General features: G+C 33.1%; 24 protein-coding genes. 11 read left to right on the forward strand and 13 right to left on the reverse strand.

Going from position 1 to position 16,430, the window contains the following annotated elements:
• Positions 1 to 44: 44 nt before the first annotated feature.
• From rpsF to MG290_RS01035, 4 genes are all read left to right on the forward strand, one after another.
• Positions 45 to 386: a 30S ribosomal protein S6 gene (rpsF, locus tag MG290_RS01020; protein ID WP_129758677.1), complete on the forward strand. Its 342-nt coding sequence runs from the start codon at positions 45 to 47 to the stop codon at positions 384 to 386.
• A 5-nt stretch (positions 387 to 391) separates the two neighbouring features.
• Positions 392 to 688, forward strand: coding sequence for a 30S ribosomal protein S18 (rpsR, locus tag MG290_RS01025; protein WP_002987043.1), 297 nt, complete (start codon positions 392 to 394; stop codon positions 686 to 688).
• Positions 689 to 751: 63 nt separating this feature from the next.
• Positions 752 to 1,192: a 50S ribosomal protein L9 gene (gene rplI, locus MG290_RS01030; RefSeq protein ID WP_257499167.1), complete on the forward strand. Its 441-nt coding sequence runs from the start codon at positions 752 to 754 to the stop codon at positions 1,190 to 1,192.
• A 67-nt stretch (positions 1,193 to 1,259) separates the two neighbouring features.
• Positions 1,260 to 1,829 (forward strand): methylated-DNA--[protein]-cysteine S-methyltransferase, encoded by a 570-nt coding sequence (locus tag MG290_RS01035; protein WP_319800350.1) that lies wholly within the window; start codon positions 1,260 to 1,262, stop codon positions 1,827 to 1,829.
• A gap of 95 nt (positions 1,830 to 1,924) precedes the next feature.
• Here the strand turns inward: MG290_RS01035 and MG290_RS01040 are convergent, their stop codons facing one another.
• From MG290_RS01040 to MG290_RS01060, 5 genes are read right to left on the reverse strand one after another with little or no spacing between them, the layout of a single operon-like run.
• A complete protein-coding gene (locus MG290_RS01040; protein WP_264562079.1) occupies positions 1,925 to 2,236 on the reverse strand; it encodes a hypothetical protein in 312 nt (103 codons plus the stop codon).
• A 19-nt stretch (positions 2,237 to 2,255) separates the two neighbouring features.
• Positions 2,256 to 2,651 (reverse strand): hypothetical protein, encoded by a 396-nt coding sequence (locus MG290_RS01045; protein WP_264562080.1) that lies wholly within the window; start codon positions 2,649 to 2,651, stop codon positions 2,256 to 2,258.
• Between the two features lie 11 nt (positions 2,652 to 2,662).
• On the reverse strand, positions 2,663 to 3,052 hold the full coding sequence (locus tag MG290_RS01050) for a hypothetical protein (RefSeq protein ID WP_264562081.1): 390 nt from the start codon (positions 3,050 to 3,052) through the stop codon (positions 2,663 to 2,665).
• Positions 3,053 to 3,070: 18 nt separating this feature from the next.
• Positions 3,071 to 3,223: a hypothetical protein gene (locus MG290_RS01055; RefSeq protein WP_264562082.1), complete on the reverse strand. Its 153-nt coding sequence runs from the start codon at positions 3,221 to 3,223 to the stop codon at positions 3,071 to 3,073.
• Between the two features lie 5 nt (positions 3,224 to 3,228).
• Positions 3,229 to 3,636 carry a hypothetical protein gene (locus tag MG290_RS01060; RefSeq protein ID WP_264562083.1) on the reverse strand — a complete coding sequence of 136 codons (408 nt, stop codon included), beginning with the start codon at positions 3,634 to 3,636 and terminating at the stop codon, positions 3,229 to 3,231.
• A 391-nt stretch (positions 3,637 to 4,027) separates the two neighbouring features.
• On the opposite strand from MG290_RS01060, the gene MG290_RS01065 reads away from it, so the two are divergent.
• A complete protein-coding gene (locus MG290_RS01065; protein ID WP_264562084.1) occupies positions 4,028 to 4,921 on the forward strand; it encodes a lysophospholipid acyltransferase family protein in 894 nt (297 codons plus the stop codon).
• 43 nt (positions 4,922 to 4,964) lie between these two features.
• Here the strand turns inward: MG290_RS01065 and MG290_RS01070 are convergent, their stop codons facing one another.
• The 5 genes from MG290_RS01070 to MG290_RS01090 all read right to left on the reverse strand — a co-directional run bounded on the left by MG290_RS01070 (position 4,965) and on the right by MG290_RS01090 (position 8,577).
• Positions 4,965 to 5,726: an META domain-containing protein gene (locus MG290_RS01070; RefSeq protein WP_264562085.1), complete on the reverse strand. Its 762-nt coding sequence runs from the start codon at positions 5,724 to 5,726 to the stop codon at positions 4,965 to 4,967.
• Between the two features lie 86 nt (positions 5,727 to 5,812).
• Entirely contained in the window at positions 5,813 to 6,559 is a 747-nt protein-coding gene (gene fabG / locus MG290_RS01075) for a 3-oxoacyl-[acyl-carrier-protein] reductase (protein WP_257499158.1), read from the reverse strand.
• A 45-nt stretch (positions 6,560 to 6,604) separates the two neighbouring features.
• Complete coding sequence (locus MG290_RS01080) at positions 6,605 to 7,498, reverse strand: transporter (RefSeq protein WP_264562086.1); 894 nt, start codon at positions 7,496 to 7,498, stop codon at positions 6,605 to 6,607.
• A complete protein-coding gene (locus tag MG290_RS01085; protein ID WP_264562087.1) occupies positions 7,495 to 8,163 on the reverse strand; it encodes a spermidine synthase in 669 nt (222 codons plus the stop codon). Before MG290_RS01085 ends, MG290_RS01080 begins: the two co-directional genes overlap by 4 nt.
• Positions 8,164 to 8,577 (reverse strand): helix-turn-helix domain-containing protein, encoded by a 414-nt coding sequence (locus MG290_RS01090; RefSeq protein WP_264562088.1) that lies wholly within the window; start codon positions 8,575 to 8,577, stop codon positions 8,164 to 8,166.
• A gap of 314 nt (positions 8,578 to 8,891) precedes the next feature.
• On the opposite strand from MG290_RS01090, the gene MG290_RS01095 reads away from it, so the two are divergent.
• From MG290_RS01095 to MG290_RS01115, 5 genes are all read left to right on the forward strand, one after another.
• Positions 8,892 to 9,980 (forward strand): M14 family zinc carboxypeptidase, encoded by a 1,089-nt coding sequence (locus MG290_RS01095; protein ID WP_264562089.1) that lies wholly within the window; start codon positions 8,892 to 8,894, stop codon positions 9,978 to 9,980.
• A 128-nt stretch (positions 9,981 to 10,108) separates the two neighbouring features.
• Entirely contained in the window at positions 10,109 to 10,588 is a 480-nt protein-coding gene (locus MG290_RS01100) for an Lrp/AsnC family transcriptional regulator (protein WP_264562090.1), read from the forward strand.
• A gap of 56 nt (positions 10,589 to 10,644) precedes the next feature.
• Complete coding sequence (locus tag MG290_RS01105) at positions 10,645 to 11,631, forward strand: metal-dependent hydrolase (RefSeq protein WP_264562091.1); 987 nt, start codon at positions 10,645 to 10,647, stop codon at positions 11,629 to 11,631.
• 86 nt (positions 11,632 to 11,717) lie between these two features.
• On the forward strand, positions 11,718 to 12,482 hold the full coding sequence (gene yaaA / locus MG290_RS01110) for a peroxide stress protein YaaA (RefSeq protein ID WP_264562092.1): 765 nt from the start codon (positions 11,718 to 11,720) through the stop codon (positions 12,480 to 12,482).
• A gap of 93 nt (positions 12,483 to 12,575) precedes the next feature.
• Complete coding sequence (locus MG290_RS01115) at positions 12,576 to 12,854, forward strand: hypothetical protein (protein WP_264562093.1); 279 nt, start codon at positions 12,576 to 12,578, stop codon at positions 12,852 to 12,854.
• A 295-nt stretch (positions 12,855 to 13,149) separates the two neighbouring features.
• Here MG290_RS01115 and MG290_RS01120 read toward each other — a convergent pair whose 3' ends face one another.
• On the reverse strand, positions 13,150 to 13,323 hold the full coding sequence (locus tag MG290_RS01120; protein WP_264562094.1) for a hypothetical protein: 174 nt from the start codon (positions 13,321 to 13,323) through the stop codon (positions 13,150 to 13,152).
• 1,053 nt (positions 13,324 to 14,376) lie between these two features.
• On the opposite strand from MG290_RS01120, the gene ltrA reads away from it, so the two are divergent.
• The gene (gene ltrA / locus MG290_RS01125; RefSeq protein ID WP_264562095.1) at positions 14,377 to 15,672 is read left to right on the forward strand and encodes a group II intron reverse transcriptase/maturase; all 1,296 of its coding nucleotides are present in this window, start codon (positions 14,377 to 14,379) and stop codon (positions 15,670 to 15,672) included.
• A gap of 78 nt (positions 15,673 to 15,750) precedes the next feature.
• Here the strand turns inward: ltrA and MG290_RS01130 are convergent, their stop codons facing one another.
• Together MG290_RS01130 and MG290_RS01135 are read right to left on the reverse strand one after the other, a co-directional pair.
• A complete protein-coding gene (locus tag MG290_RS01130; RefSeq protein ID WP_264562096.1) occupies positions 15,751 to 16,050 on the reverse strand; it encodes a type II toxin-antitoxin system RelE/ParE family toxin in 300 nt (99 codons plus the stop codon).
• The gene (locus MG290_RS01135) at positions 16,050 to 16,298 is read right to left on the reverse strand and encodes a type II toxin-antitoxin system ParD family antitoxin (RefSeq protein ID WP_264562097.1); all 249 of its coding nucleotides are present in this window, start codon (positions 16,296 to 16,298) and stop codon (positions 16,050 to 16,052) included. Before MG290_RS01135 ends, MG290_RS01130 begins: the two co-directional genes overlap by 1 nt.
• Positions 16,299 to 16,430 lie beyond the last annotated feature (132 nt).

Raw genomic sequence — 16,430 nt, forward strand, 5'->3', positions numbered from 1 at the left:
TATATATTTGCACCCAATTTTATAACAAATTAAATAGAATTATTATGAATCATTATGAAACTGTTTTCATTTTGAATCCCGTTTTATCTGAAACTCAGGTAAAGGAAACAGTACAGAAATTCGAAGATTTTCTTGCTTCAAAAGGGGCTAAAATGATCTCTAAAGAAGATTGGGGCTTAAAAAAATTAGCTTACGAAATTCAAAACAAAAAAAGTGGTTTTTACCATTTGTTCGAGTACACTGTACCAGGTGATGCAATTATTGGTTTAGAAACTGAATTTCGTCGTGACGAAAGAGTTATGCGTTTCTTAACAGTAGCTTTAGACAAGCATGCAATTTCTTGGGCAGAGAGAAGAAGAGAAAAATTAAAAACTAAAAAAGCGTAATTATCATGTCAACAATTGAGCAATCTGCAAAAGGAAAAAAAGACGGAGATATCAGATATTTAACGCCTTTAAACATTGAAACAAACAAAACTAAAAAATATTGTCGTTTCAAAAAATCTGGAATCAAATACATCGATTATAAAGATGCTGATTTCTTATTGAAATTCGTTAACGAGCAAGGTAAAATTTTACCGCGTCGTTTAACAGGAACTTCTTTAAAATACCAAAGAAAAGTATCTGTAGCTGTAAAACGTGCGCGTCACTTAGCTTTAATGCCTTACGTTGCAGATTTATTAAAATAATAACAAATTAAAGTTGTTGCCTCGTCATTGGCGGGCTAACTTCTCTTTAAAAAGGACAACAACATGGAAATTATCTTAAAACAAGATGTTCAAAAATTAGGATTTAAAGACGATGTGGTAACTGTAAAACCAGGTTACGGTCGTAATTTCTTAATTCCTCAAGGTATGGCTGTTTTGGCTACACCGTCTGCTAAAAAAGTTTTAGCTGAAAATTTAAGACAAAGAGCTCACAAAGAAGCTAAATTAATCGCTGATGCAAACACTACTGCAGAAGCATTAAAAGCTTTAGAGATCAAGATTGCTGTTAAAGCTGGTGGCGAAAAATTATTTGGTTCGGTAACGAACGCTGATATTGCTGCAGCTTTAGAATCAAACGGTCAATCAATCGACAAAAAATTCATCACTTCTGGTACTATCAAACGTTTAGGTAAATATACTGCAAACGTTCGTTTACACCGCGATGTAATCGTTGAATTACCATACGAAGTTGTTGCTGCTGAGTAATTAGTTGCAAAATAGTATAATGAAAACCTTCTTTTTTTAAGAAGGTTTTTTTTATTAAATTTATCGAATGAATTTTTTAGATTTAAACCAAAAACTTACCGGTAATTCCAACCATATTGCTGTATCAACCTATCAATCTCCGTTGGGTTTAATGTTTTTAGGTGCTACTGAAAATGGAATTTGTCTGGTGGAATTTCACGATCAAATTCATTTAGAAAAAACGCTTTTAAAGTTAGCTGAAAGCTTGAATGCGCAGTTTGTGGAGCAAGAAAATCAACATTTAAGTCAATTAAAAGACGAACTTGCTTTATATTTCGATAAAAAATTACAGAAATTTAAGGTTTCATTGGTATTTACAGGAACCGATTTTCAACAAAAAGTGTTTCAATCGTTGCTACAAATTCCGTACGGAAATACATCAACCTACAAAAAACAAGCAATTTTTTTGGGCGATGAAAAAACGATTCGTGCAGTTGCAACTGCGAATGGTTTGAACAAAATAGCCGTTGTAGTTCCGTGCCATAGAATTATTGGCAGTGATGGCTCTATGATTGGCTATGCAGGAGGAATTTATAGAAAAGAAGCTTTATTGCAGCTAGAAGGTGCTTTAGCACAAAATCAATTGGTTTTGTTATAGTTTTTGTACAAAAATATATTTGTTAATACATTTTAAATATATTCTTGATTTATAATATCTAAAAAACCGTTCTAAAAAAGAACGGTTTGAATAATTTATTTTAAATTAATATATTTTTCTTTTATGAATTCAATATTGAAAGGTTTTCCTTTATATATGTAAACTTGGTATGGTTTGTTTCCTCCAACAGAGTATTCTTCAAGAATGGTATTGTTAACGGTTTCATAAAATTTAATTCCCATAACATTTAAAATGCCAGGTTGCATCTTAGGGTGAAATAGAAAAACACATGTAACATCATTCTCATTAATAATTTCATCTTTTTTTAAGTCAAATCTTACAATGATATCAGGTTTAATAAATTCTATATGAAAGTTATCTGGAATTTCATTTTTTCTAAAAATCATAATTTGAATGTGTTAAAGGTTAGTAAGTATAATAAGAATTTGTTGATTTTAACCTTGTTCGCTTAATAGGTTTTGGTTGAGTGTTATAATAACCGTTATAATATGATTTATAATTGTTTGTAGAATAAGATTTAGATTTTAGTGTTTTAATCTTATACTCATTAGTTGAGTAGGTTTGTGTTTTTGGAGTTTTGTAATTTCCCTCTCTAGGTATATAGCCTGGTCTGCCATTGTAAGGGTTTACATTCCCTTTTGTCGTGTAATTATCATTAATAGTTTCGGTTTTTGGAGTACGGTAATGATCTGGAATAAATGTACCATCACTTTTTACATAACTTTTTACATATACATCTCCTTGCTGGGCAGAAGTTATTAGCGAAAATAAAAGTGCAAAAATTGTTAAAAAATTTTTCATAAAGATAGGATTTAAGGATATAATATTTTGTATAGTTGTTCTTCTACTCCGTCTAAAGTTTGTAGTATTGATAGAGTATTAGATTCGCTAGTAAGTTCATCTTTAGTAATAGTTTTTGTATACTCATAATATGAAGAAAAATATTTTGTTTGTTTTTCTGTGAATGTGTTGTTCTGTCTTTCATATAATTTTATAAAAAGTTTATCTATAACTTCCATTTTATCAAGTATTCTTTTACTATTTCTGTCATAGTTACTTTGTTTACTTGCTAAAACATGATTAACCAAATTGACATCAATAGGACTTATGTACTCATTGTACTGTCTTGGTTGGGAATAAGTTGATTGTGCACTCATGTTAAATGCTAAACAGCAAATGAAAATTGTAAGTATTGATTTCATAATATTAAAATTTAAGAGTTATTTGATTCGATTCATTTCTGGATCATCTTTGTGCCAACCATTATATGTATCACCTGGTTTTGATTTACAGCTTCTTACAAATTGAACAAAAATTAGTATTGATATAACTAATATTAAAATGGTAACTACGTCATCTTTTATTTTCTTCATTTTAACTACTGTTTTACATAAGTGAAATGCTCTATTATAGATTCATCGAAACCGTTTGCATTCGTCCATATAATTTCTGATGAAGATTTTTGTTTAAAAGAAAAAATAGAAGAGATACCCATTGCAGTGTATTTAATACTGTATGTTGTATTACTTATATCTTGACTAATCGAGGAATCTGAATTTTGAACACCCATAGATGCCTTCCAACAAAATTCGTTTAGTATAACAAGTTGACAAAAATCATCGGATGTAAATCTATAACCTACATTGTCAGTTTCTCCCTTTTTGATCCAAGTACCTTGAATCCAAGCAGGGGGAGTGATTTTTGAAGAAGAGTTGTTGTTAGAATTGTTAGATGATGAATCATCAGATGTTCCGCAAGAAAGTGTTAATAACACCGAGCTTGCCATAAGTAGTAATTTTTTCATTATAGGTTTAAATTATGTTTCATTCAGTCCCAAAATGAAAGTTTATAAAATAACAAAGCGTGGGACAAAACCTTATTTATTCTTACAGAGGCTCTGGTAAGCCATAGAGATATAAATAGGTAAGCCCACGCCGAAGCGTGAGCGTTCACCCATCTATTCTACATCTCTTTTTTTGAATTTACCAGATTCCTGTAAGGTAGAAATAGAAGCTAACGCTTAATTTTTTTCGATATGTTTATAAAGCAAATATTAGCTAAAAAAAAATTAAAATCCAAATTTATTTTTAACAAATTTTAAAAAATCATCTGTTAAAACAATTCAAATAAATTCTTGTTACTAAACAGATAGCTTTATCTTTGCAAAAATTTCATTAATGAAATATCTTTTATTTATCGTTATATATGCGTTTTTGTGGTGTGTGTCTGTACTGCCATTTCGGGTATTGTATTTACTTTCAAATATTTTTTATTTTATATTATACAAAGTGGTGAAGTATCGGGTGAAAACGGTGCGCTACAATTTAGAATTGACATTTCCCCATTTATCAGCTGCTGAACGAAAAGAAATCGAACGGAAATTTTACATTCATTTGTGCGATTTGTTTCTAGAAATGATAAAAACCATCACCATTTCTCCAAAAGAGTTAGATAAACGCTTTGTTTTTACAAATGTGGAACTAATGAAAGCCTACGAACAAAAACAAAAAAGCATTATTTTAATGTTGCCGCATTATGGAAATTGGGAGTGGGTGATTGGTTTGGGGCAACATTTAGATTTTAAAGGTTTTGGAATTTATAAAGCGTTAAAAAATAAACATTTCGATAAACTTTTTAGAGACATTCGCTCGCGTTTTAATGCTGAATTGATTGATACACATCACACAACAGGCACTATTCGTGAAAATCAAGCAAAGGGTTTATATGGAACGTATTTGTTTTTAAGCGATCAAACGCCGTTATTACGAGAAAACTTGCATTGGGAACCCTTTATGGGAATTGAAGTACCGGTTCACATGGGTGCTGAAGCTTTGGCAAGAAAATTAAATATGAATATTTTGTATTTAAAGGTGGAAAAAACGAAACGCGGACATTATCAAGCTACTTTTTCTGAAATTACCGACGATATTAAAAACGAGCCTAAATATAAGCCCACTCGAATGTTTTTGGATAAAGTGGAAGAACAAATAAAAGCGGCTCCTGCATATTATTTCTGGACGCACAAACGCTGGAAACACAAAGACCAAAAGCAACAGTTTAAAACGCGATAAGGGTATATCAACAAAAAAGAAGACCAAATGTCTTCTTTTTTTGTTAGTTTTTCTTTAGTATCATTTGTAAATCAGTTCCAGAGAATAAATGCAATTCATCATTCTTAAGTTCGTAATGGGTTATGGTTTCTAAAACTTTCAAAAAATCGGTTTCCATATTATCATGTACACACATCATGCGTGTTACCCCTAATTTGGAAAAGCGAATGTGTTCGTTATCAAAATAAACAGCACCACTGAAACCATTGCAACTTGCGTTGCCGCTTACATGATTTTCTTCATTTTCAAATTGTAAATAGGGTGTTTTTAAGAATTTGTTAGCAGGAACTTCATTTCCTTTAAACGAAATAAGCTCCCATTTTCCTTGCATTTTTACAGGAATCACATAATTTCCACAACCGTTTAATTGCAGCTCTTTATCTTTTGAAATGATCGTAACATCGGTCTTGTAATCAAAAGATTGATCCGACATGCCATCAGAGCACGGTTTTTGTGCAATCGTGATTTCTAACTGTTTGTTGTTGTTTTCTGACCTAATCAATCGCACATTTGCATCTTGGGCTTGGTGGGTGTTTTGAATGGTAAATACTTCTTGTTTTCCGTTAATATCTTTATAAACAACAAAATCGTCGTTTATTTCAATATTCCAAAAAGGTTCTGTACCTAATCCTTTAAAATAAGGATCAAATGTCTTTTCATCGAAGTTAACTGCAGTTTTGCTGTCATCGGTTGCGGTTTGTTTGCTTTTACACGAAAAAATCACTGTTAACAGAGCAAAAATGAGTAATAAATAGATCTTTTTCATAGCTAGATAATTTTCTATTAAAGATACAAAAAAACCGCTGGTACTTAAAAAATCCAACGGTTTATATCTTTAGATGATTGTTTATTTTATGTAAGCATTCCGCCATCAACATTTATAACCTGACCCGTAATGTAGGTAGCCAAATCTGATGATAAAAACACACAAGCGTTTGCAATATCTTCTGGTGTACCGCCGCGTTTCAAAGGAATAGCGTCTGTCCAGCCTTTTACTGTTTCTTCGCCCAATTTTGCAGTCATTTCGGTTTCGATAAACCCTGGTGCCACCACGTTGCAACGAATGTTTCTAGAACCTAATTCCAATGCTACCGATTTTGAAAAACCAATGATTCCAGCTTTTGATGCTGCATAGTTTGCCTGACCTGCATTTCCTTTCACACCCACCACAGAACTCATGTTGATAATCACACCGTTTCTGTTTTTAAGCATGGTTTTTTGCACGGCTTTGGTCATGTTAAAAACCGATTTTAAGTTTACATCCATTACGTTGTCAAAATCTTCTTCGCTCATACGCATCAACAAATTGTCTTTGGTAATACCTGCATTGTTGATTAAAACATCAACAGTTCCAAAACTAGCCAATACACTATCCACCAAACTTTGCGCCTCGTTAAAGTCTGCTGCGTTTGATTTGTATGATTTTGCTTGAACGCCCATAGCTGTTAATTCATTTTCTAAAGAAATTGCAGCTTCTTCAGACGAGCTGTATGTAAATGCCACGTTTGCACCTTGTTTTGCAAAAGTTAAAGCAATTCCTCTACCAATTCCGCGGGTTGCACCTGTTATGATTGCAGTTTTTCCTTCTAATAATTTCATGTAATACGTTTTTTAACACATTTAGGCAAATATAAAAATAAAAAATTATAATTCGGTAGGATCTTTAAACTCGAATTTTTTGTGATTGCGCCATGAAACACCTATTCCAGCCTGAATTTTATGCGGACTGTTTTCAAGGCTTGTTCCACCGAACGCATCAATCTGTAAATTTTGATGAATTTTATAGGTTAATCCACCTTTCAGCGAAGCTTCGTTCATAAACGGAACTGAAATGTTTTCATATTTGCGATCAATAATTCCTTGGTGTTCGCCAAAAATACTCCATCTGTCGCTTAATCCCAACGAAGCTGTTACAATATAACTAATGTTTCTGTATGCTTCTTCGGTAACATTTTCACCAATAAAATTGTAGGTCATGCTAAAGCGTTTGCTTAGATGTTGCTGTGCAATCAACATGGTTTTTAAGCCCACTTCGGGTAAATTGGGGTAATACAAATTGTGCTCAAAATTAAACTGCCCACCAGCGTAAAGTGCTACTGCCGGAATCAATCTGCCCCATTTAAAACGTTGATTGGCTTTCCAGCTGTACACGTTTCTTTTTTCTACATAATATTTATAGTGATCATAAATCAGGTATTTTACACCAAAGTTCAACTGTCTAAAACCGCTGTTTGTTATATCAATTCCATAATCTGTTTGTTTGTAACTGGTGAAATAAAAATCGCCAACAAACTCTAAGTTTTCCAACATATCTCCATAGCGCAATTGCACCTGAGAATTATTAAAAGTATTGGTTTTATCACTATGAAATTCATCGTTTTGATAAGTGTATCCACCTTCTATCTGAAAAATTCCTTTGCTCACACTATAAGCACCCATTGAAGAACTTGGTCGATTGGTGTTGATATCCTTTGTATATTGTGCGTTTGCGGTTATAAAACCCAACAAAGCAATTGCTATGTAACTGTATTTTTTCATTTTATTTTTTGAGTAACCATTAAATGATTGTGTCCGTATAAATTTTTAAACGATTGCACTTCAAAATGCTTTTTTAGTAGTGCAAGCAATTTTTCATTTCGCAAATTGTGTACTTCATTGAGTATAAAAGTATTAAAAATTGCTGTTCCATTTGTATAAAGCACCTTGTAAATTTGCTCTACAAAGCTGTTTTGAAAAACAAATTCAGGAATTTCGGTATCGTTAAACAAATCAACAATTACTACATGGTATCTTTTTGAAGAATATTTTATGAATTGAAATGCGTCATTATTTACAATTTCAAGCGATTGATTGGGAATAATTCCAAATTCATTCATAGCCACTTGAATCACCATTGGATCGATTTCAACTGCGGTAATTACAGCTTTTGATTGAAAATTTCTCCGCAATTGTTGCACCACATCACCGCCACCCAACCCCAAAACAAGTATTGATGCTTCGTTGCTTCGAAAATCGGTTTTGGTAGCTTGCAGCGCTTTTTTCAGCACTTTTCCCAAGTTTCCATAAGAATAATTGGTGTTTTGTGTGTCTAAAACTTTTTTGCCGTTTAGCCAATTAATTTCTAAAATACCGCTGTATGCCGAAGAATAGGTTTTTTCGGGAATTACATTCAAATAACTTAGGTATTTTTTTAAAAAATTCATTCAGGGTTGGTATTGTTTAAAACTGCCATCATTGTAAAAAATCACGATACTGTCAATTTTTTTAGAGCCGAAAGATAAAATGTTTTCTTCATTTGTAATTAATTTTTCAGAACTATTTTCATTGCTAGTGGTCAAGTTTTCATCTGCGATTGCTATTTCGGGGTACGATTTTTTTTCTAAATCATAAGTAGGGGATGGATGCAAAACATTATTTTCTGAAGTTTTTTCAGCCATCAAAAAAGGTTCTTTTGCATATATCAGCCACTCCAAATTGATCGATGGAAAAGTAGTATGCACCTTTGTGATAAATTCTAAACTGGGCTTGTTTCGCTCTGAAATTAAGTGCGAAATGGTGGCTTTTGGCACATTAATTTTATCTGCCATTTCGGTGGTAGAAAGTTTAAAATGATGCATTATTTTTTGAAGTTGCGAACTGAATTTCATTACTAAAAAAGATTGATAAATACGTAAAAACGCTGTTACAATTGTAAACTTACGAATTTTTACAAATGTAAACAATAAAATATTTACAATTGTAACGTGTGTTTTAAGTATAAACTAAAAGTTTAAATTATGATATTTAATTATTTGATTTTAAGTAGATTAAATTTATTATTTATTTTAGTGCCTGGTATGGTATTGCTTGTTTGTTTACAAAAATAAACACCACTTCGGATGCAAACACTTCGATAAATGCGCTTATATTTGATAAAAATTTAAAGTGCCTTATGCAATTCCTAAAACAAGCCGAAATCAATCAACGATATTTCACAAATTTTCACTTAGAAAAAGTCCTTCAACAATTGGATGCATCCATTTTCAAAATTTCAATTTTAGGGAAAAGTGTGCAACAAAAAAATATTTACAGAGTTGATTTTGGTACGGGTGATTTTAAGATTTTGCTGTGGTCTCAAATGCATGGAAACGAAACTACGACTACTCGGGCAATTGTTGATTTTTTACACTATGTGAATGAAGGAAAAAATACGCATTGGTTAGAAAAATTTTCGTTTACATTTATCCCGGTTTTAAATCCTGATGGAGCAGAAGCCTTTACTCGTGTAAATGCCAATGCGGTTGATTTGAATAGAGATTCGGTAAACCTTTCACAGCCAGAATCGCAATTGTTGCGTGCTGTTTTTAATGAAACGCAACCAAATTTAGCACTGAATATGCATGATCAACGCACTATTTTTTCTGCGGGAAACACTTCAAATGCTGCTACGCTTTCTTTTTTAGCTCCGGCATACAATGAAGAGCGCAGTATCAACAACACCCGAAAGTTTGCTATGCAGTTAATCGCTGCCATGCATCAATCATTAAAAAAGTCGGTTCCAGGACATATTGGCCGGTTCGATGATGGCTTCAATATAAATTGTATTGGTGATTTATTTACCCATTTAAATACACCTACTATTTTGTTTGAAGCTGGGTTTTATCCGAATGATTACCAACGTTTGGTTGCCAAAAAACTGGTTTTTGATAGCTTAATTATCTTGTTGAATTCCTTACTGTCTGAAGATTATAAGAATTTATCGATTACTCACTATATGGAAATACCTGAAAATCAGAAGAATTTTGTAGATCTATTGATTGAAAATTTTGCTACCGAAAACCCCGATTATGCTACCTTTTCAAAGCTTCCTATTGTTTTTAAAGAGCATATTTTGAATGGTGAATTGTTGTTAAAACCCGAAGTAGATTTTGAGTCGGCGCCTGCCTATCAATTTTCACACAACATTGTAAATGTTGCTAAAAAAGTAGTAAATAGTTCAAAAGACCTTGAAAATGCTCTAAAAAATGTAATGATTTCTTAGTAATTTAGTATATAGATGTTAATGCTTTGCTAAAATCTAAAAAATAATTACTATAAAATATATTTTTTATAATAATTCATTGTATTTTTGCACTCACAAATAAAAAAATAATTGATAAAAATTGTTATATGAGTAAGTTTCGATTAGATGAAATTGATCACCAGATATTAGATATGTTGATTGATAACACAAGGGTACCTTTTACAGACATTGCAAAAAAATTGTTAATATCTGCAGGAACAGTCCATGTGCGCGTTAAAAAAATGGAAGATGCAGGTATTATTCAAGGTTCTTCTTTAACGTTAGATTACGAAAAATTAGGATATTCATTTATAGCTTATGTAGGAATTTTCTTACACAATACCTCGCAAACAAAATTTGTTTTAGAGCGTATCAATGAAATTCCGTTTGTAACGGTGGCACACGTTACTACAGGTAAATTCAACATTTTCTGTAAAATTCGTGCAAAAAACACTCGTCATGCGAAAGAAGTAATTTTTATGATCGATGATATTGAGGGTGTTTACAGAACCGAGTCGATGATTTCTTTAGAAGAAAGCATTAACGATAAAAAACGCTTAATGCACACGATTTTTCAAGACATGTAATTAAGAAATATATTGTATTTTTGAACTGCTCATTCCTATAAATGAGCAGTTTTTTTATGGATTCATTTACCCAAATTGTTTTAGGAGTAAGCGTTGCACATGTAGCTTTAAATAAAAGTGTAAGCACCAAAAAGATATTTTTATTGGGTGCAATCGTTGCTACATTACCTGATTTAGACATTTACATTGCAAAGATTTTTAATGATCCGCTAACCGAAATCGAAATCCATCGGGGATTTTCCCATTCCATTATGTTCTTTTTAATGTTAAGCATGCTCCTAACTTTTCTAATTAAACGCTGGTTTCAAGAAACTTCGTTAAAACAACTATATATAACCATATTTTTGATTTTGCTTACGCATTCATTATTGGATGTTTTTACCACTTGGGGCACTCAGCTTTTTTGGCCTGTTTCAAATAAAATAGCCTTGAAATCAGTCTTTGTAGTCGATTTGTTTTACACCCTTCCATTATTAATAGCTGTTTTTTGGGGTTTGAAGAAGAAGAAAAAAGCAATAACATACACAGGTTTAGGTATAAGCACCTTTTATTTAATTTGGGGATTGAGTGTTCAACAAATGGTAAAAAGTAGGGTGGAAGGTCAGTTTTATAAACAATTTCCCTCTAAAACCGTTCAAACAACCATAAAACCCACTTTTTCAAACAGTTTTTTGTGGAATGTAATTATTCAAGATACCAATGGTTTTTATATTTCAGATTATGCTATTTTTGATTCAAAAGAAATGAATTTTCAATATTTCCAGCAAAACAAAAAATTAATCAATCATTTGAATGATAAGAACATCAATCGATTAAAAGAACTATCCGAAAATCAATACATTATAACACAAAACAAAAACGGATTGGTTTTTAATGATTTGCGTTTTGGATTGTTGAAAAATACCGATAACGAAACCCAATTTGCTTTTTCCTATCAGTTAATTCCTACAAAAAATGGATATGCTGTGAAAGAACTTCCAAAAGATAAACGTGACGGCATGCAACTTTTAAAAAATATATGGAATCGAATTTTTAATAGGTGAAGTGTTGCTTTTTAAAAGTTTAATCTGTGTAAATTTGTGAAATCTGTGGTTTATCATCATAAGCTATAAAAAAAATAAAACAGAAAATGAAAATAATCATATCACCAGCAAAATCTTTAGATTTTGAAACCGAATTACCTACACAAAACTTTACAAAGCCTGCATTTATCAAGCAAAGTAAAGAGGTGCATAAAGTTTTAAAAACACTAAAACCCGAAGATTTAAGTAAGTTAATGGATATTTCTGCTAACCTAGCAGATTTAAATTGGCAACGAAATAAAGCAAGAAAATATAAGTTAACGGAACTTAATAATTCAGTTCGCCAAGCGGTTTTTGCTTTCAACGGTGAAGTTTATACAGGGTTAAACGCTTATACATTAAAAGAAAGCGAAATAGATTATTTGCAAAAACACCTTAATATACTTTCAGGTTTGTATGGTTTGCTAAAACCTTTAGATTTAATAGAAGCTTATCGATTGGAAATGGGGATAAAACTGCCAATTGCCGATAAAAAAGACTTACACGATTTTTGGAAAGAAACTGTCACAGCAACTTTAAACAAAGGTTATAAAAAAGGCGATGTGTTGGTAAACTTAGCCAGCAACGAATATTTCGGTGCAGTTGATAAAAAAACACTAAAAGCAAAAATCATTACGCCCGAATTTAAAGATTACAAAGACGGAAAACTAAAAATGATTAGCTTTTTCGCTAAAAAAGCGCGCGGGTTGATGGTGCGCTACATGGCAAAAAATAATATTACAAATGTTGAAGATATTAAACAGTTCAATGAAGAAGGATATGGCTTCGATGCAAATTTATCCACCGATACCAAATGGGTTTTTACGAGGTAAATGAATTACAAATAAATGAATTGACGCCAGAAAATTTAAAGAAAAAAAAAGTTCTTATTTGGGAGAAAGCTATAGAATATGCTTATAAACAAGATGTTAACCTTTGGAAGAGAACAAGAAATTTTGTTAGATACGCTATTACATAAAGGAGTTTTTTATCCTAATAGATTTATAATTCACTATTGTATTGAATATATTGAGAAAAATTATCCCGATTTTGAATTGGTATTTCCAGATGTAGTTGGAAAGGAACTTAATGCTTATTTAAAAAGCAAAGGAGCAAATACTGTAATTGTTCGAGAGGAAAATTCTTGTTGTCAATTTTTATTTTCTAGGTCGTTAATAATATCTGGGTCAGTCAAATATTTATAAACGGGTTCTTCCAAATTCTCCTTGTCTCAATTCATAAATTTTAAGGCAACCATTGCGGTTATAGATTTTGTTAAAAAGCTACATTAGAAACGGTATTTAAGGCGCTCATCTACTTTTTTATGATTTCGCCAAAAACTTTTACTTGTTGCAGTTTGGTATTTTCAAAAGCGCCAATTCCCAAAGTTGGAACTTTATTTTCTTTCAACCATTTTTCAATATTAGTTTGATTATCAAAAGTTGATTTTTCTGTTTTTTATATTTTTGTCAGCTAGATGGTCGAAACTAAAAGAAGTTGTTAGTTTCCATTCGCCATTTTCCAATTGCCAAACGTTGGTAAACTTTGCAATTCCACCTTGACTTTCTCTTTTTTCTGAAAATTTATGTTCGCCATTCTGAACCGCCCCATAAAGAATCCCATTTTATAAAGAGGGAAAATTTCACTACTTTCTTTTACCAAAAATTGCTGCATTGGCGATTGGTTTGGTTGTTGCAAATTCCATTTTTATGGTCTGCAAGAAATTTTGTTTTATCAGAAATTCCGTCTTTGTCGTGATAAAATTTAAGGTTGTCGCTCAACAAATTCTCAAACTGTTTGATGTCGCAATGGTTAAAACCAACGTCAAAAGTAAACTGTCTTTTGCTATAATGGTTTTATATAATTCTGAATTTTTGTCAAATTGTGCAAACGCTGAAAGAGTTGTCAATAGAATGGAAAGGATTGTAAATAGTTTTTTCATTTATTATTATCGTTCAATTTTTCGTATCGTTTTTTAAATGCAAGCTAACGGTCCTCAGCTATACGCAGGCAGGGATTTTTACCACTGAACTTTCTACGAAGAACTGAACTTTAAATTTATCACTTTCCTATCCTATGAAGAACAAAACCCTTGCTTGCGTATAGGTGATGTGTGTGCCCTGCATATGCAGGACACACCCCGAAAGCTTTTCAAATAGTTCAAAAATACAAATTTAGTTTTATGAACCTAGTTTTCGGGGGTGTTATTTTTCCAGAGGGTGCAAGTCCCTTACGGGCGGGACTAACAATCCGAACCGTTAGCACGTGACAAGGTGGTTTACCGTGAGGTATGCACTAAAGGAAGTCAAACGGCAAAAATCTGTACCGACGAACAAAAAGTACATATGAGGCATAGCAATAAGGATGAGTATCCACAGCAATACGAAGTCCAAAACAGTGTTCTGAACATGTTATTAAATCAGATTATTGTTATGTAGATGTACCGGTGATAGATGGAAGGGAAAAGCATTTACCAGGAGGGCAGAGCGTAAAGAAAATGTCCGGTGGACATTTTTAGCGAACGAGCCAGCAGGCGGGCGGGCAAAAGATTACGAGTTAATCACAAAGAGAAGTCAGCAGAGGTCATAGTACTTGAAGGCAAACGAGGTGCGAATAGATACCGCATAGGACTCACAATTAAGGAAGGACCGAACGTAAAGAGGTTTTTAATGAGTAACGGAACGCATAGTAGCCCTACTTAACGAAAACAGGTTAAAACAAGCTAAAATGATAACAAGAGTAGTACAACCGTTTAATCTTCAAAAACCATTGGAACACGTTATTGCCAATAAAGGCAGTGCGGGTGTTGATGGTGTTTCTATCCGAGAACTCCGCAAGGTGTTTTCTGAAAAGAAACTACAACTGATTGAAGACATCAAACACGGAAACTACCAAGTACACCCCATTTTAGGTATCGAAATTCCGAAAGGAAACGGAAACACCCGATTATTGGGTGTTCCCACCACTACAGAACGTGTGTTGCAACAAGCCGTAGCACAAACCCTTGCACCACTTTTTGAACCCGAATTTAGTAATTATAGTTTTGGATTTAGACCCCAGAAGAATGCCCGACAAGCTGTTGGACAATCTAGGGAATACATCCATTCAGGGCTCAATCACATTGTTGATATCGACCTGAAAAACTTCTTCGACGAAGTTGACCATTGTTTAGTACTGAATTTAATTTATCAGAAAGTAAAATGCAAAGCTACCCTGCAACTCATACGTAAATGGCTCAGAGCACCGATTAAAATCAACGGAAAGCTACAAAAGAGAAGAAAAGGCGTTCCGCAAGGAAGTCCCTTAAGTCCGCTATTGTCGAACATTTTACTGCATCAATTGGATAAGGAAATGACCCGAAGAGGACACAAATTTGTACGTTATGCGGATGATTTTAGTATCTATTGCAAAAGCCACAATCAAGCCAAAGCTACGAGAGTGGTAATTGAGAAGTTCCTGAAAAACAAGCTCAAATTAACTATAAATGAAGAAAAGAGCGGTATTAGAAAACCAATCAACTTCACGATTTTAGGTTTTGGGTTTGTGCCTACGTACAAAAAAGGAAGCAAGAATCAATACCAACTCATCGTTTCGGAAAAGGCATGGAAGAAACTAAAAGAGCGACTCAAAGCCATAACCCGAAAAACTACACCAGCCACGTTTGAAGAACGTATTACCAAGATAAAAAAAGTGCAACGAGGATGGTTGAACTATTTTCAAGGCACGAGTATTTTGGGCAAATTACGAGATTTAGATGGTTGGTTACGTAACCGACTGCGCTACTGCATTTGGCATCATTGGAAGAAACCTGAACGAAAGCGGAAAAACCTGATTCGATTAGGAGTTGACCAAGACCACGCCTATGCTTGGAGCAGAACTCGGAAAGGAGGTTGGGCAATTGCACAAAGTCCTATTTTAGGAACAACCATTACTTTACAACGCTTGAAGAAAAGGGGGTATATTTCCTTAACCGAATTATATTTAGAGCTTAATCCATCTCTTTGCGAACCGCCGAGTACGTGACCCGTACGCTCGGTGGTGTGAGAGGCGCACTCCGTCAGTTATTGGCGGAGCCGTCTACTCGATTAGCTACAGCCATTTTTATTCAGTCAGTCGGGATTCAATATCCATTCTTTGATGCAAAACTCTGATGATTTCAATTTCTTCTCTTTTTAGACTGATTTTATAGAAAATGAAATGTGATTTTATTTGAGAACGAAAATAGCCTTTTCTTAGATGCCCATAATCTTTTCCTGATTTTGGATTTTCCGCTAAGTATTCTATTTCGTCAATTATCAGGTTGATGTATCTATCCGCTTGTTCGAGCGACCAGTTTTCATATGTATAAAGCCAAATGTTCTCAATATCCCGATTCGCTTCATGACTGATTTTATACCCCATTATTTACTCAAATGCTTTTGATGAAGGCTATTTAAAAGTTCTTTTCTGTCAAAGTTTTTTACAAAACCTGATTTTTCTCCTTTTTTCAGTTCCTTTATCAGTTCGGTTCTTTTTGACTCTTCGTACTCGAACATTCTCAAAGCCGCTCTAACAACTTCACTTGCGGAAGAATATTTTCCTGTTTTAATTTGTCGGCTGATAAAATTGTCAAAATAATCCCCGAGCAAAATAGATGTGTTTTTAGCCATAGTTCCAAATATTTTTTCAAATATACCAACTATTGGTATGAAATCAAAATTTTCTTCTCTGCGTTTCGTTTGGATGGTTGTAGCTATAACGGGGCGGCGGCTTTGCGAAGTTCTTTTTCCGAGCTTGCTCGG

It is taken from the genome of Flavobacterium sp. CBA20B-1, from assembly GCF_028473145.1.
GTDB lineage: Bacteria > Bacteroidota > Bacteroidia > Flavobacteriales > Flavobacteriaceae > Flavobacterium.

Bases quoted from the DNA above. Each gene is read 5' to 3' on its own strand.
- rpsF (WP_129758677.1), top strand. From the start codon at position 45: ATGAATCATTATGAAACTGTTTTCATTTTGAATCCCGTTTTATCTGAA.
- rpsR (WP_002987043.1), top strand. From the start codon at position 392: ATGTCAACAATTGAGCAATCTGCAAAAGGAAAAAAAGACGGAGATATC.
- rplI (WP_257499167.1), top strand. From the start codon at position 752: ATGGAAATTATCTTAAAACAAGATGTTCAAAAATTAGGATTTAAAGAC.
- MG290_RS01035 (WP_319800350.1), top strand. From the start codon at position 1,260: ATGAATTTTTTAGATTTAAACCAAAAACTTACCGGTAATTCCAACCAT.
- MG290_RS01040 (WP_264562079.1), bottom strand. From the start codon at position 2,236: ATGATTTTTAGAAAAAATGAAATTCCAGATAACTTTCATATAGAATTT.
- MG290_RS01045 (WP_264562080.1), bottom strand. From the start codon at position 2,651: ATGAAAAATTTTTTAACAATTTTTGCACTTTTATTTTCGCTAATAACT.
- MG290_RS01050 (WP_264562081.1), bottom strand. From the start codon at position 3,052: ATGAAATCAATACTTACAATTTTCATTTGCTGTTTAGCATTTAACATG.
- MG290_RS01055 (WP_264562082.1), bottom strand. From the start codon at position 3,223: ATGAAGAAAATAAAAGATGACGTAGTTACCATTTTAATATTAGTTATA.
- MG290_RS01060 (WP_264562083.1), bottom strand. From the start codon at position 3,636: ATGGCAAGCTCGGTGTTATTAACACTTTCTTGCGGAACATCTGATGAT.
- MG290_RS01065 (WP_264562084.1), top strand. From the start codon at position 4,028: ATGAAATATCTTTTATTTATCGTTATATATGCGTTTTTGTGGTGTGTG.
- MG290_RS01070 (WP_264562085.1), bottom strand. From the start codon at position 5,726: ATGAAAAAGATCTATTTATTACTCATTTTTGCTCTGTTAACAGTGATT.
- fabG (WP_257499158.1), bottom strand. From the start codon at position 6,559: ATGAAATTATTAGAAGGAAAAACTGCAATCATAACAGGTGCAACCCGC.
- MG290_RS01080 (WP_264562086.1), bottom strand. From the start codon at position 7,498: ATGAAAAAATACAGTTACATAGCAATTGCTTTGTTGGGTTTTATAACC.
- MG290_RS01085 (WP_264562087.1), bottom strand. From the start codon at position 8,163: ATGAATTTTTTAAAAAAATACCTAAGTTATTTGAATGTAATTCCCGAA.
- MG290_RS01090 (WP_264562088.1), bottom strand. From the start codon at position 8,577: ATGCATCATTTTAAACTTTCTACCACCGAAATGGCAGATAAAATTAAT.
- MG290_RS01095 (WP_264562089.1), top strand. From the start codon at position 8,892: ATGCAATTCCTAAAACAAGCCGAAATCAATCAACGATATTTCACAAAT.
- MG290_RS01100 (WP_264562090.1), top strand. From the start codon at position 10,109: ATGAGTAAGTTTCGATTAGATGAAATTGATCACCAGATATTAGATATG.
- MG290_RS01105 (WP_264562091.1), top strand. From the start codon at position 10,645: ATGGATTCATTTACCCAAATTGTTTTAGGAGTAAGCGTTGCACATGTA.
- yaaA (WP_264562092.1), top strand. From the start codon at position 11,718: ATGAAAATAATCATATCACCAGCAAAATCTTTAGATTTTGAAACCGAA.
- MG290_RS01115 (WP_264562093.1), top strand. From the start codon at position 12,576: ATGTTAACCTTTGGAAGAGAACAAGAAATTTTGTTAGATACGCTATTA.
- MG290_RS01120 (WP_264562094.1), bottom strand. From the start codon at position 13,323: ATGCAGCAATTTTTGGTAAAAGAAAGTAGTGAAATTTTCCCTCTTTAT.
- ltrA (WP_264562095.1), top strand. From the start codon at position 14,377: ATGATAACAAGAGTAGTACAACCGTTTAATCTTCAAAAACCATTGGAA.
- MG290_RS01130 (WP_264562096.1), bottom strand. From the start codon at position 16,050: ATGGGGTATAAAATCAGTCATGAAGCGAATCGGGATATTGAGAACATT.
- MG290_RS01135 (WP_264562097.1), bottom strand. From the start codon at position 16,298: ATGGCTAAAAACACATCTATTTTGCTCGGGGATTATTTTGACAATTTT.